This window comes from Bacillus infantis NRRL B-14911 (genome assembly GCF_000473245.1).
In the GTDB taxonomy this organism is placed as follows: domain Bacteria; phylum Bacillota; class Bacilli; order Bacillales; family Cytobacillaceae; genus Bacillus_AB; species Bacillus_AB infantis.
In genome coordinates this window covers 1,755,717-1,769,630 of record NC_022524.1, presented here as the reverse complement: position 1 = coordinate 1,769,630, position 13,914 = coordinate 1,755,717, and the positions used below count along the sequence as shown (strand labels likewise).

At 48.9% G+C, this 13,914-nt stretch carries 15 protein-coding genes; all 15 read right to left on the bottom strand.

All coding sequences use genetic code 11. The features are described from left to right. Positions 1–3 precede the first annotated feature (3 nt). Positions 4–771 carry a ribonuclease HII gene (locus tag N288_RS08965; protein WP_009795921.1) on the bottom strand — a complete coding sequence of 256 codons (768 nt, stop codon included), beginning with the start codon at positions 769–771 and terminating at the stop codon, positions 4–6. A gap of 162 nt (positions 772–933) precedes the next feature. After that, the gene (ylqF, locus tag N288_RS08960; protein ID WP_035403507.1) at positions 934–1,806 is read right to left on the bottom strand and encodes a ribosome biogenesis GTPase YlqF; all 873 of its coding nucleotides are present in this window, start codon (positions 1,804–1,806) and stop codon (positions 934–936) included. A 30-nt stretch (positions 1,807–1,836) separates the two neighbouring features. Beyond that, positions 1,837–2,388, bottom strand: coding sequence for a signal peptidase I (lepB, locus tag N288_RS08955; RefSeq protein WP_009795924.1), 552 nt, complete (start codon positions 2,386–2,388; stop codon positions 1,837–1,839). 377 nt (positions 2,389–2,765) lie between these two features. Beyond that, the gene (rplS, locus tag N288_RS08945; protein ID WP_009795926.1) at positions 2,766–3,110 is read right to left on the bottom strand and encodes a 50S ribosomal protein L19; all 345 of its coding nucleotides are present in this window, start codon (positions 3,108–3,110) and stop codon (positions 2,766–2,768) included. Positions 3,111–3,239: 129 nt separating this feature from the next. After that, positions 3,240–3,989: a tRNA (guanosine(37)-N1)-methyltransferase TrmD gene (trmD, locus tag N288_RS08940; protein WP_022543711.1), complete on the bottom strand. Its 750-nt coding sequence runs from the start codon at positions 3,987–3,989 to the stop codon at positions 3,240–3,242. Further along, positions 3,986–4,504 carry a ribosome maturation factor RimM gene (rimM, locus tag N288_RS08935; RefSeq protein WP_022543710.1) on the bottom strand — a complete coding sequence of 173 codons (519 nt, stop codon included), beginning with the start codon at positions 4,502–4,504 and terminating at the stop codon, positions 3,986–3,988. The genes trmD and rimM overlap by 4 nt, the downstream gene beginning before the upstream one ends. A gap of 15 nt (positions 4,505–4,519) precedes the next feature. Then, complete coding sequence (locus N288_RS08930) at positions 4,520–4,906, bottom strand: YlqD family protein (protein WP_009795929.1); 387 nt, start codon at positions 4,904–4,906, stop codon at positions 4,520–4,522. 117 nt (positions 4,907–5,023) lie between these two features. Beyond that, on the bottom strand, positions 5,024–5,254 hold the full coding sequence (locus tag N288_RS08925; RefSeq protein ID WP_009795930.1) for a KH domain-containing protein: 231 nt from the start codon (positions 5,252–5,254) through the stop codon (positions 5,024–5,026). An 11-nt stretch (positions 5,255–5,265) separates the two neighbouring features. Further along, positions 5,266–5,538, bottom strand: a complete 273-nt coding sequence (gene rpsP, locus N288_RS08920) for a 30S ribosomal protein S16 (protein WP_009795931.1) — start codon at positions 5,536–5,538, stop codon at positions 5,266–5,268. 169 nt (positions 5,539–5,707) lie between these two features. Beyond that, complete coding sequence (gene ffh / locus N288_RS08915) at positions 5,708–7,057, bottom strand: signal recognition particle protein (RefSeq protein WP_009795932.1); 1,350 nt, start codon at positions 7,055–7,057, stop codon at positions 5,708–5,710. A 12-nt stretch (positions 7,058–7,069) separates the two neighbouring features. Then, on the bottom strand, positions 7,070–7,402 hold the full coding sequence (locus tag N288_RS08910; RefSeq protein ID WP_009795933.1) for a putative DNA-binding protein: 333 nt from the start codon (positions 7,400–7,402) through the stop codon (positions 7,070–7,072). Between the two features lie 108 nt (positions 7,403–7,510). Further along, positions 7,511–10,273, bottom strand: a complete 2,763-nt coding sequence (locus tag N288_RS08905) for a VWA domain-containing protein (protein ID WP_009795934.1) — start codon at positions 10,271–10,273, stop codon at positions 7,511–7,513. After that, entirely contained in the window at positions 10,257–12,023 is a 1,767-nt protein-coding gene (locus N288_RS08900) for a vWA domain-containing protein (RefSeq protein ID WP_009795935.1), read from the bottom strand. The genes N288_RS08905 and N288_RS08900 overlap by 17 nt, the downstream gene beginning before the upstream one ends. An 11-nt stretch (positions 12,024–12,034) precedes the next feature. Next, positions 12,035–12,901 carry a DUF58 domain-containing protein gene (locus N288_RS08895; protein ID WP_022543709.1) on the bottom strand — a complete coding sequence of 289 codons (867 nt, stop codon included), beginning with the start codon at positions 12,899–12,901 and terminating at the stop codon, positions 12,035–12,037. Beyond that, positions 12,894–13,910 (bottom strand): AAA family ATPase, encoded by a 1,017-nt coding sequence (locus N288_RS08890; protein ID WP_009795937.1) that lies wholly within the window; start codon positions 13,908–13,910, stop codon positions 12,894–12,896. The genes N288_RS08895 and N288_RS08890 overlap by 8 nt, the downstream gene beginning before the upstream one ends. Positions 13,911–13,914: the final 4 nt, after the last annotated feature.

Genomic DNA, 13,914 nt, shown 5'->3' with positions numbered 1-13,914 from the left:
CCTCTAATACATGCCCTTGATCGGGGCAAAGCTTTTTCGATGTTCATTGATGATCCCGTGCTTTTCAATTGCCTCAAGATGCTGCCGGGTGCCGTAGCCCATATTCCGGCCGAAGCCGTAGTGAGGATACTGCTCGTCAAGTTCCCTCATATACCGGTCCCTCGTTACCTTGGCTATCACAGAGGCAGCAGCAATCGTCACACTTTTGCTGTCGCCTTTTATGACTGCCTCTGCCTGATAGGGAACATCCAGATCAACCGCATCTGTCAGTAAGTAATCCGGCGTACTGCCCATATCTGCCAAGGCCAGGAGCATTGCTTTCTTTGAAGCTTGAAGGATATTAATCCGGTCGATTTCCCCTGCGCTGATGCGGCCGATTCCGACAGCAGAGGCGCCGGACATGATTTCTTTGTAAAACTCGTCCCTTTTTGCTTCAGACAGCTTCTTGGAGTCATCAAGGCCAGGAAGATAAAATCCCTCCGGCAGTATGACTGCTGCTGCGATGACAGGGCCGGCCAGCGGCCCCCTGCCGGCTTCATCCGTGCCTGCAATCATTGTCCAGCCGCTTTTCTTCAGCCTCCGCTCAAATACAGTCATTTCCTGGTACCGGCCGTAAAGCCTGACCTCCTCGGCCCTTTGCCTGTCCCATCTCGCAAGCAGCTGCTGCACCCCTTTCCGTCCATCAGATTTGAGCTCCCCAAAAAATGGGTCGTTGTCGTCTTTCAGATCCTTCAGCTTCACGCTGATTTCACTGATTGTAAGCTGTTTCATTCCATCCACCCTTATGCCATTATGTAGAAGGAAGGGCCAGTCATCCTGCCGGGCCCTTCCGGATATATATCAAAAAATAAAGGCCCCATGCAGAGGCCTTTATTTATTGCTGCTATTTTATTTTACCATTTTAAAACGGTATTGCGGACAAAAAAAGCCGATTTACTCTGCAGGTTCGCCTGCTGCAAAATCTGACGGATGTTCAAATGATAAAGGGCCAAGCTTTTCTGTCCGGATTTCACGGATGATCAGCTCTGCGACTTTATCATAATCGACTTCGCCCCCGCCCATTAAGCAGCCTCTCAGCCTTCCGATTTTATCGAAGGCTTCTACTGCTTCCTCAGGGAATTCTTCAAGGCTGTATCTTTCCAGCAGCCTTCCAGGATAGTGTTTTTCAAGAAACTTCAGTGCATAAATGGCGATGTCATGAAGATTTAAAATGGTATCCTTTATCGCTCCGGAAAGAGCCAGCTTGAGGCCCACTTCCTGGTCTTCAAATTTCGGCCATAAAATCCCCGGTGTATCCAGGAGTTCCATTTCCTTGCCGGCCTTTATCCACTGCTGTGCTTTCGTCACCCCGGGCATATTGCCTGTTTTGGCAATATTTTTCTTTGCAAGGCGGTTGATGAGCGTTGACTTGCCGACATTCGGGATTCCTACGATCATTCCCCTGATCGCCCTTGGCTTTACACCTTTGGCTCTCATACGGTCAAACTTTTCCTTCAATATTTCCTGTGCTGCAGAGGAGATATCCTTCATGCCGGACCCTGCCTGTGAATTAATGGCAAGCGCTTTGATCCCTCTATCGCTAAAATAGCGGATCCAGGCCTTTGTGGCTTCTTTATCAGCCATATCAGCCTTATTGAGCAGCACAAGCCTCGGTTTATGCTGGATGATCTCGTCGATCATTGGATTTCTTGAAGACTGCGGCAGGCGCGCGTCGACAAGTTCAAAAATAATATCAACAAGCTTCAGCTTTTCTGTGACCTGCCTGCGGGCTTTTGCCATATGCCCTGGAAACCATTGTATTGTCAAGGCTGCCACCCTTTCTGACTAGAATAATTGCTATTTTACGATGCGGAAGTCCTCAAGGGGCCAATAGATGATATTTGTATCCCCAAGCACCTTTTCCATCGGGATGGTGCCGATATGGCGGCTGTCCTTGCTGTAGCGCCGGTTATCGCCCATTACGAAGAGATGGCCCTCCGGCACGGTCTCCTGCCCGATTTTATCTTCAAGTGTAAAAGGCTCTGTCAGCGGCCCGTCGATGACCTCTTTCTTGTATTCATCAAGATACGGCTCCTCGACCGCTTCGCCATTTACATATAAGATATCATCTTTGTATTCGATCCTGTCACCCGGCAGGCCGATTACCCTTTTTATGTAGTCCTTGTTTTCCGGGGCATGAAAGACGATGATGTCGAATCTCTTTGGGTCGCCAATCTTATACGAGAACTTATTCACGATCATCCTGTCCGTATCGTGGAGCGTCGGCATCATCGACAGTCCATCCACCACAATCGGGGCGAATAAGAAATAGCGGATGACAGCCGCAAGGAGCACAGCGATGATCAGCGCCTTTGTCCATTCCCAGAATTCACTTTTGCTCTTTCCCATGTTAGTTCCCACCAATCTCTGCTAAAAGATATATCCAGCGTCCTACTGATTATCTGCATGATTCATTCTTTACATTTACATTATTTCACTTCAATAAACACGATGGGATGTATAATTCCTAGTATTGGCCTATTTTCTGCCATTTAAGCCCCTGCACCTCCAGAGCCCTGAAAAAATCCGGAAGCCAGGCAAGTGCAGCTGCAAAAGGAGATCGGGTGAAAAAAGCCAAATGAAAAAACCCGGCTGGCGCCGAGTTTGGCCAAGGCCGGATCCGGCTGATTAGCACGTCATACTTAACGCTTTTATGTGAAAAAGGAGCTTGATATACAAGCTCCTTCTTCGCAATTGGCGGTGCAGAGCGCACCGCCGCTTTACTTTTATCGGATTTCTTTGATACGAGCTTTTTTACCGCGCAGGTTACGCAGGTAGTAAAGTTTCGCACGGCGTACTTTACCGCGGCGCATAACTTCAAGCTTCGCAATTTTTGGTGTGTGTACAGGGAATGTACGCTCAACGCCTACACCGTAAGAAACTTTACGTACTGTAAAAGTTTCGCTGATTCCACCACCACGACGCTTAATTACAACACCTTCATACACCTGAACACGTTCGCGTGTACCCTCGATAACTTTAACGTGTACACGTACAGTATCACCAGGACGGAACGCAGGAACATCAGCGCGAAGCTGTTCTTTTGTAATTTCTTCGATTAATTTATGCATCGTTTTCAACTCCTTCCAACAGATGCTCTTGCACAGACTTTCTTTATTGCAGCGGAACATCGTTATAAGACCCGGCCGATCACTCAGCCCAAGCCACAAAAACTATCATAACATAAACAATGCCTGTCATCAATAGCTTTTATGCTCTTTTTTTATTTCTTCGAGAAGGCGGACCTGCTCTTTTGTCAGCTCTGCCCCTTCAAAGAGATCCGGGCGGCGGAGATAGGTCCTTTTCAGAGACTCTTTCATCCTCCACTCATCAACAAGGCGGTGGTTGCCTGAGGTCAGGATATCAGGCACTTTCATCCCCCTAAAGTCCGCGGGCCTTGTATAATGCGGATGCTCCAGAAATCCGGTGCTGAACGAATCCTTCATATGGGACTCCTCATTTCCGAGGACACCCGGGAGAAGGCGGACGATGCTGTCAATCAGCACCATGGCCCCAAGCTCCCCTCCGGTAAGCACGAAGTCTCCGATAGAGATCTCATCTGTCACAAGATGCTCCCTTATCCGTTCATCGTAGCCTTCATAATGGCCGCACACAAAAATCAAATGATCGAGGGAAGAAAGCTCCTCCGCCTTTTTCTGGGTATAACGCTCACCTTGGGGGCATAGGAGGACAACTCTCGGCTCTCCGCCGCCTGCCTTCACCTTTAAGTCAGCAACTGCGTCAAATATCGGCTGGGGCTTCAGCACCATGCCGGCTCCCCCGCCGTATGGATAATCATCAACCGTTTTATGCTTATTGTCGGCATAGTCCCTGAAATTGACTACATTGTAGCTGACAGCGTTATTTTCTTCTGCCTTCTTCAGGATGCTATGGCCGAAAACACCGCCGAACATCTCGGGAAACAGAGTAAGTACATCGATCTTCATCATGACAGCAAGCCTTCCATCGGTTCAATGATGATGACTTTTTCTTTCACATCCACTTTTTTGACAACATCTTCAATATAAGGGATCAGTATATCTTTCTGCCCCTTTTTGCTGACCACCCACACATCGTTGGCGCCAGGGGTCAGGATTTCCGTTATTTCCCCTATTTCTTCTTCATCAATTGTTTTCACGGTACAGCCGAGGATTTCATGGAAATAATACTCATTTTCCTCCAGCTGCCCCAGCTGGTCTTCAGAGACCTTCAATATTGCGCCTTTAAGCTTTTCCGCCTCATTCAGGCTGTCCAGGCCTTCAAAAGTAAGCAGATCAAACGATTTATGCTGTCTGTGTGTTTTTACAGTCAGCTTCACCGGTTCCTTCGAACCCGCCTGGAATAAGAATAAATGGCTGCCTGCCTTATAGCGCTCTTCCGGAAAATCGGTGCGGGATACGACCCTTACTTCGCCCCTGACACCGTGTGTATTGACAATCTTCCCTACATTGAACCACTTTTCCATCTTTGCCGATCACCTCTAGCGAATTTCTTTAACGACTCCATCTTCAATGATGATGGTTTTGTTTGCGGATACCTCATCCCAGGTGTCGCCAATGCCGATCTCCACGACAGCCTGAACTTCTTTTTCCTTCAGTTCACTGCCTAATGGTAGCATATGTAGTTGTTCAATTTGAAACTCCAGCAGCTTGATCTTTTCTTTCCGCCTGTCTGTTTCTTTTTCAAAATTGGCAGTCAGGCCTGCCTGCTGGAACTTTTTCGATTTCTCTATCTTTCTCGCTTCAAAGCGAAGCTGTTCACATTCTTTCAAAAGCTGTGTTTTTCTTTCCATATAGGTTTCAAGAAGCTTCCTTTTGCTTTTTTCGGTTAAGATCTGTTTAACTGTGGCGGTTTGAAGTATTTTCACCCTTAAGCCTCCTTCAGCGTCCTGGTACCGAACCAACTTCTAAAAGCTTCTGAATGGTAAAAAAAGGAGGGGATCCCCCTCCTTTTTCTAATTCCTCCGGACATGCCTCGGGAAGGTTCATTCAGTTATTTCCAAGAAAATTCTTTTTTGCTGTGATGATCCTGCTGCATACACAACAGTCCGTATCGATTTAGCGACGCGCCCTTGCTTCCCGATCACTTTCCCCATGTCACTCTTGTTGACAGAAAGCTGATAGGTAACGCGGTGGTCATCTTCCCGGACATCCACCCGGACATCATCGGGAAAATCAACCAGGGGCTTAACGATCGTTTCGATAAGCTCTTTCATCACGCGCAGAATTACTTGCCGTTCTTAGCGTTATGGAATTTCTCCATAATGCCTTCTTTAGAGAACAGGTTGCGTACTGTGTCAGAAGGCTTAGCGCCATCGTTCATCCATTTAAGAGCAAGCTCTTCGTTGATTTCAACCTTAGCAGGCTGTGCAACTGGATTGTAAGTTCCAACTGTTTCAATGAAACGTCCGTCACGAGGAGAACGAGAATCTGCTACTACAATACGATAGAAAGGGGATTTTTTAGCTCCCATACGTTTTAAGCGAATTTTTACTGCCATGTTAAATAAGCACCTCCGAATAGTTTCACACAAGATAGTATAATATCAATAGATAAATGGTTTGTAAAGTGTTTTTTCTTTACATGTTATAAAAACTTGATTCCCGCGGCTTTTCAGCCGTGCTTTTGAGCATGCCGGGACATGCTTTCCAGGTGCAGAGGGACAAAAATCAAAACGGATTGAAAGGCAGCTTGAAGCCTTTCTTTTTCCCCTTTTGCTGCATTCCTGTCATCTGCTTCATCATTTTTTTCATATCCTCGAACTGCTTGAGAAGACGGTTCACTTCGGGTACGGTCCTGCCGCTGCCCTTCGCAATCCTCTTCCGGCGGTTCGCGTTGATGATTTCCGGATGTGTCTTCTCTTCCTTTGTCATCGATTTGATGATGGCCTCGACATGCGCGATCTGCTTTTCATCGATCTGCATATTATTAAGCCCCTTGATTTTGTTGGCGCCGGGCATCATTTTCAGAATTTCATCCAGCGGCCCCATATTGCGGACCTGGCCAAGCTGGTCAAGGAAGTCATCAAAGGTAAAGGAAGCAGTCCGCATTTTCTTTTCGAGCTCTTTTGCCTTTTCTTCATCAACATTGGATTGAGCCTTCTCGATCAGGGTGAGGACATCTCCCATGCCGAGTATCCGGGACGCCATTCTTTCCGGATGGAAGGCTTCAATTGCATCCATCTTTTCCCCGAGTCCGACGAATTTGATCGGCGTGCTGGTAACAGAACGGATGGAAAGCGCAGCTCCCCCCCGTGTATCGCCGTCAAGCTTTGTCAGGACAACGCCTGTCAGCCCCAGCTGCTCGTTGAAGCTCTGGGCGACATTCACTGCATCCTGCCCTGTCATTGCATCTACGACAAGGAAGATCTCATCCGGCTTGGAAAGCTCCTTGATCTGTTTGAGCTCATCCATGAGGGCTTCATCCACATGAAGGCGCCCTGCCGTATCGATCAGCACATAATCATGGTGGTCTTCCTTCGCCTTGGCGATGGCCTGCCTGGCTATCTCAACAGGCGAGACCTGGTCGCCGAGAGAGAATACAGGCATATTGATCTGTTTGCCGAGCGTTTCAAGCTGTTTGATGGCAGCCGGACGGTAGATGTCCGCGGCCACCAGCAGCGGATTGCGGTTATGCTTTTTACGGAGCAGGTTCGCAAGCTTCCCTGTGGTGGTCGTTTTACCGGCACCCTGGAGCCCGACCATCATGATCACGGTCGGCGGGCGATTGGATACCGCCACTTTGCTCTGCTCCCCGCCCATCAGTTCGGTAAGCTCCTCTTTAACAACCTTTATAACCTGCTGGCCCGGCGTCAGGCTCTTCAGCACTTCCTGGCCGATTGAACGCTCGCTGACCTTTTTCACAAACTCTTTGACAACCTTAAAGTTGACGTCTGCTTCCAAAAGGGCCAGGCGCACTTCGCGCATCATCTCTTTGACGTCCGCCTCGGATACTTTCCCTTTGCCGCGGATCTTCTGTATCGTATTTTGCAGTCGGTCGGCTAATCCTTCAAATGCCATATATGCCGCCTCCTAATCTAATTTCTCTAGCTCAGCCACTGCTTCCATCAGAAATTGATGGGAAGGACTGCCTTCTTCAAGAAAAGTTCTCATTTCGCGAATAAGTTTGCTGCGCTGTTGAAATTTATGAAATAACAGCAGCTTTTCTTCATATTCCTCCAGCATTGCTTCGGTACGCTTGATGTTATCGTACACTGCCTGCCGGCTGACGTCATATTCCTCGGCAATCTCACCGAGCGAATAATCATCCAGATAATACAGGGACATATAGCTCCGCTGCTTCGGCGTCAACAACGACTGATAAAAGTCATACAGATAGTTCATCCTCGTCGTCTTCTCCAGCATAGCTCATTCCCCCTTGTTAAGTGAAAAGCCTTTACAATAAAACAGTTTACACAGAACCCCAAACTGTGTCAAGAAAATCCGGGCCCGGCGCCGCTTCTTCGGCCTTTGTCAGCGTTTCCTCTTTTTGGCTTCCAGCAGGCGTTTCATTCTCTCTTCCCGCTCATCCGGACTGATGCTTGCTCCGGAGCGTCCTTTTGGTTTCCGGACCTCACCCTGCCGCGCGGCGGGCTCTGCTACCTGAGCGCGGGACTCCGGAACCCGGATGCCTTTCTGCCGGTCGGCCGCCCGCACTTTGGCGGCTGTTTTCTCTAATGGCCGGCTTCCACCGGCCGCTGCAGCTTTCCTGGTCCTTCGTCTGTCCGGAATCAGCCTGAGCCCGAACCTCCTGGCCGCTATCTCCGCAAAGAAGAGGAGGAATGCAGCAAGAAGCAGCCATTCACTGATTGATGCCTTTTCAAAACTTCCTGCCTTCAGCGGGCGGAATGCCTCCTTGCCTTCTTCGAGCCGCTCTCCTCCCGTCAAGGCAGAGATTTCCTTAAGGAGTCCTTCATTTTCTTTTTGCATCAAATATTCTTCTGAATACGGGAGAGTAAAGCCGGTTTTATAGGTCCTTGTTTCTCCCGACAGGCTTTGCTGGCTGATATTGACATAAAACATGCCAGGCTCTGAAGGCATTTTAATTTCGTACTTGCCGGGAGCTGCCAGTTTAGTGCTTGCATCAATTTTTTCCCCGCTATCTGAAATAACTGCTATTTCTGCAGGGAGGGCGGCCTTGCTGTTTCCTTCAAGCAAAACGGCAGTTTCTTCGTTTTCTCTTCGGACTGAAAGGCTGTAAGCTTCGCTCTCATATTTTGGAAGTGAAATGCTGGCGAGTTTATTGATGAACTGCGGCCATTTTTCCCAGCGGGCCCAGTCCCCCGACCATTTTCCGCTTATATCCGAAGTAAAGGCGATCGTATGGCCGATGCCATACTGCCATTGAGCCAGGATCGGATCCTCTTTCTCACTGAGAAGGGGGACCTCTGCACCCTGTTTGGCTTCAGAAGCAATATAGGCATTCATCTGCGGAACGCCGCCTGCAAAAAAATCGCCCCATTCCGGATACGGCCGCAAAGATGGATAAAAAGGATTGTCTTCGATATATGTTCTCGTCGCCATAACAGTTTCCCTTGATAGAATGCTCGGAATCACCGATGAATCCGTGACATCGTAGAAGCGCCCGGCACCAAGCCCAGCCAGCTCTTCCAGCAGATTCCGGTCGGCATCGCTTCCAAGCGCCACAGTCGATAGAGTAATATTGTTTTCTTTCCCCGTCTCTATCATGCTTTCATAATCAGTGCTCCTGGCAGACTGCCCGTCTGTCAGGAGGATGATATGCTTCCGCTGGAGCTTAAGGTTCTCCAGCTCTTCGTATGCTTTTTCGAGGGAAGTAAAGATCTCCGTGCCTCCCCCGGGAGTGACTGAGCCAATTTTGTCCACCGCGTCCTTTTTATCTTCAAGCGGTCCGGTTTCCACGATGACCCACGGCCGGTCATCAAATGCTATGAATCCCAAAGTATCTTTCTCTCGCAAGAGTTCAACTGATCTTGCTGCCGCCTCTTTTGCCAGTTCCAGCTTGCTCCCTGCCATGCTTCCAGAACGGTCCATTACAATCATAAGGCCGAGGGAGGGCATTTCCTTCTTCCCTTTAATATCCATGTTGACAGGCAGCAGCTTTTCAATCGGCGTTTTGAAATAGCCGCCAAGACCAAAGCTGTTCTCTCCCCCCGCCATAATGAATCCTGAGCCAAATTCCTTTACAGCCTTTTCGATAAGCATCATCTGATTCTCGGAAACCACCGTTGCCGGTATATTATTGAAAATGATGGACTGATAGGGAAGAAACCCGGAAAGTGAGGTAGGCAGTTTTTCCGGTACGATGGAATCGGCCAGAAGTCCTGACCCGTCCAGTATGTTTTCAAGCTGGCTTTTTTCCTGCTCTACGATCAAAACCTTGGGAGTCCCTTTAATATTGACAGCAGACTGAAGGCTATTGTTTTCTATGAATCCATCCCCTTCAGCGGAAATTTCAGCCTTGATTGCGGATAAGCCTGTTTCATCGATTTTGTGCTTGAAGGTATAGACATTTTTTCCTTCTTTAACCGTGATACTCTCTTTCAGGACTTCCCGGCTGTTTACAGAAAGCCTTAAATCAGCTTCTTTTGAAGAATTGCTGTCTATCGCCATTGTGATGGATGCTTCTTCACCTTCATATAAGGCCGGAGGGACTTCCAGGCTGGAAATGGACATGTCCTCTTTCCTGCTGCTGTCCAGCAGGACATAATCAAGCTCTATCCCCCGGTTCTTCAAAAGCTTTGCCGCTTCACGGCTGCTTCCGGCCGTTTCCCTTCCGTCTGATAAAAGGACAATCCTCCCAGGGGTTTCCTCCGGCATGAGAGTCGAAGCCAGCTGAATGCCTGCCTCGAGATTCGTTTCACCCTTCCCGGTGTCAGTACTGAACTCCCGGAACTCCCCCTTCATACTGGCCAGAGAGCTTTCAGCAGCAGCTGTTTCTCCAGCCGAGATCACGGCATATGAATCTTCCTTTCCTTTGGACTGAATTCCGGCATCGATGAAATCCAGCAGCTCTCCTTCCCTGCCCTGCACACTGGCAGAGCGGTCGGCGATGAAAACCACCGTTTTTCCCGGAGCAGGCAGTCTGATTGAAGGGACAGCCAGCGCAAAGGCAAGCAGAATGAACACGATGGCCCTCATCACAGCTGCTCCCTGCCTATTTCCCCTGCCCTTTGCTGTCTTGATGTACAAGAATACCAGGAGCAGGGAAGGAATGATGAGCAAAAGCATAAAAGGATGTTTAAATTCTATTCCCACGCCTGAACACCTCCCATTCTGCTGCTATCAGGATGAAAGCGAATAATGCGAGCCAAAACCAAAGTCCGTCCTGCTCTTTTTCCTCATAGCCATTTGAAGCAGTTTTATCATTCATTGTAAAGGAAGAGGCATGCCTGGCAGCTTTTTCCCTGTCATCAAGCAGGACAGAGAAAAAATAATGTTCTTCCCCTGCGGCAGCCTGGTAGACTCCCGGCTTATAGGGAGCAGCAAAGTTTTCCTTTGCCAGATCCAGTGAATATAGATTTTCGTTTACATCATTGTAAATATCCAGTGAACCAGAGCCAGCCCCTGCATTGAGCCACTTCTCTTCCCCTGGTGAAAAATAGCCAAGAAAATCTGACTGGGCAGCCAGCCATTGATAGGCATTATACAAGAAGACCGGAAAACCGGGCTGCAATGGCCAATCAGAATCTTCCAAAGCGAAATTGATCAGCAAAGCCGGAGTCCCATTCTGTGTTCCCTTCTGGATCAGAGGGCGCCCGCCTGACTGCAGGAGGGTTTCCCAATCACCTTTAAGCGGCTCGTACGAGGAATCAATGAAAATACTCTCGGCCCCCACATGTTCAAGAATCGGATCATCCGCGGCCTCCGGCAGTTCTTCCAGATTTTCCCTTCCCGTTTCCGCATTGAAGATGATTACAGGCCTTCCCTCTGCCGCTTCAAGGCTGCCGGCATCTGCAAGGTATATGCCTTCTTCCCCGGCTGCAGCTGTTGAAGGATCGGCCTGAACCAGTTCAGCACCCCATGTTTCAAAGCCTTTCAGCACAAATGGACTGATGCTGCCAACGGCAATCACCTTTTGGCTCGGCTCATTATAGATCGCTGTCAGCTCATTGTCGGCTTGATAAGCATCATCCGCCTTTATTTCTGCCTTATAATACGGATGCTCGGGGAGTCCGGGAATCTGGACTACAGTTTGCCCGTTTCCTTCAATCTCCACTTCCTGTTCAAAGAGCACCTGGCCCTCATATAGTATCCGGAAGGAAAAAGCGGCCTCCTCCGCTGACTGGTTCTCAACGGAAGCCCCTCCGGCAATCCCCTCGCCTTCCCGGACAACACCAAAAGATAAAAGCGCAAGATTCTGCCCTTCTTTTCCGAAATTATGGACTTCTGTATAATTTCCTTCATCCAGGGCCGCGGCTGCTTCTTTTTCAAATCCATCAGAAAATATGTATATAGCTGAATTCTCTGCATCTGCCAAAGAATTGGCCAGCTGCAGCGCTTTAGTCATGTTTTCATGCTCATAAGTAATTTCAAGAGCATTGATTGACTTTTTAACAGCAGCTTTCTCCTTTTCCCCCGACAGGAGGATCTCCGGATTCTCCCCGGCTCTTATCAGAGTAACCTCCTGGCCGGCCATGCTGCCGGCAAGCGAAAGCATCTTCTCCCTTGCCTTCTCAAAGACCGGTTCACCATCTCTTTCAGCAAGCATGGATGCAGAGGGATCGACAACAAATATCAAGCGGCTCCCCTTTAATTCTTCTCCTAACCAGTAAGGCCGGACCAGCGCGAACAGCAGCAGCAGCAGGGCGAGAAGCTGCAGCCAGAATAATAGATTCTGCTGAAGCTTCTTCAGCCAGGGCGATGCCTGCCACTCATTCACTGCCTCCACCCAAAGCATATTGGAAGGAATGATTTTCTCATCAAACTGCTTCCGGAAAAAGTAGAATAATATAAAGGCGATGATAAAAAAGCCTAATAAAAAATAGATCGGGCTAAAAAAGAGCATCGTGTTTCACCTCAATTCAACATGCCTTTACCAGGCAGGATGCGCAATAAAATGGTCTGGATGTCTGTGTCAGCTGTAATCGGTACAAACTGCCCCCCATATTTCCTGCAGGCCGCCTCAAGCTGCCTGCCATGCTCTTCCAGCCTCTTCTTATATCCATCAACAATCACGGGATTCATACTGACATTAACAGAAGTACTGCATTCGCTGTCAATCAGCCTGATATCTCCACTGTAATTCGGCTCGGCTTCCTCCTTAGCCAGAATCTGCAGCAGCCAGAAATCCTGCTTCATGGCCCCTATCCTTTTCATTGCAGACTCAAGAACGCTGAGCGGCTCCATAGTGTCGGTAATGAGGATGGACAGCTGCTGGTTTTTTTGCAGGGCACGGCTTAAATGGTCTGAATAACCCTCATTGATTCCGGCACCTTCCAGCTGGAGGATTTCTGCATATACCTGCTTGCTGTAATTGGCTCCTTTTCTTCTGAGAGAGGCTTTACTTCCAGAGGGCAAAGAGGCGAAATAGAGCCTGTCTCCACCTGAAAGGGCGATATAGCAGAGTGAGGCGGCCAATTCTTTAGCCAGCTTCCATTTTTGGTCAATGCTTTGCATGGAAGAGGATGTGTCCAGATAAACAGCAGCTGAAATCTCCTGTTCATCGAGGAACCGCTTTATATAATGCTTTTGGGTGCGACCGAAAACATTCCAGTCGATTTGCCTGACATCGTCTCCCGGCTGATAGAGCCTGAAATCGGAAAATTCAAGAGAAGAACCAAAGCCGCTGGACTGCCTTGTCCCTTTATGGGCGCCGCGCTTCTTCGTTTTGACCTGCAGGCGCTTTTTCTGCAGCCTTGAAAGAAGTCCGCCTCCTTTATGCATGCTGACGGCCATCCCTGGCAGGATTTCTGGATTCGACCAGATCCCGGATGATTTCATCTGCCGAAATGCCGCTGCTGTCAGCTTCAAAGTTTACGATGAGGCGGTGGCGGAGCACCGGGAGCGCTGCCTTCCTTAAATCTCCCATGGAAACATGGTATCTCCCCTGTGACATTGCCCTTGCTTTCGCCATCATGATCAGGCTCTGCAGTCCCCTTGGGCCGCTCCCGAACTGGATGTACTGCCTGACCATCCCCGTTGCATCCGGCGACTCTGGATGTGTGGCTGAAATGATCGATACAGCTGCATCAATCATTTCTTCACTGACCAGAATCTCCTTCGCCAAAGCCTGGATCTCCAATACATCTTTTTTTGCAGCTGCTTTTTGAACGGAGGCAGTCCGGGTCCCTGTCGTCCTTAATACGATCTCTTTCAATTCTTCCTTCGTCGGGTATGAGACCTGAATTTTGCATATGAACCTGTCCAGCTGTGCTTCAGGAAGAGGATAGGTCCCTTCCATATCAATCGGGTTCTGGGTAGCCAGAACAAAGAATGGGCGGTCCATCATTTTTGTCTCACCCATGATTGTGACTGTTTTTTCCCCCATCGCTTCTAGCAGCGAACTTTGTGTTTTCGGCGTCGCACGGTTGATTTCATCTGCGAGAATGATGTTTCCAAATAAAGGCCCTTCATGAAAAACAAAAGCTTGCTTCCCGCTCCCGTCAGGCTGCAGAAGCATGGTTCCTGTTATATCGGATGGCATGAGGTCAGGAGTGAACTGGATCCGCGAAAACTTCAGATCCATGCTTTCCGATATTGTCTTGACCAGCATGGTCTTCCCCATGCCGGGGAGGCCTTCAAGCAGTACATGGCCGCCGGCGATGATGCTCCACAGCACCTGATCGATCACGTCCTCCTGCCCGACGATAAATGACCTGATTTCTTCCTTCACTTTATCCAGGATAGCAGCTGCTTCTTTAAATTGGTTTGCCTTCTCTTCAATTGACGCCATATTT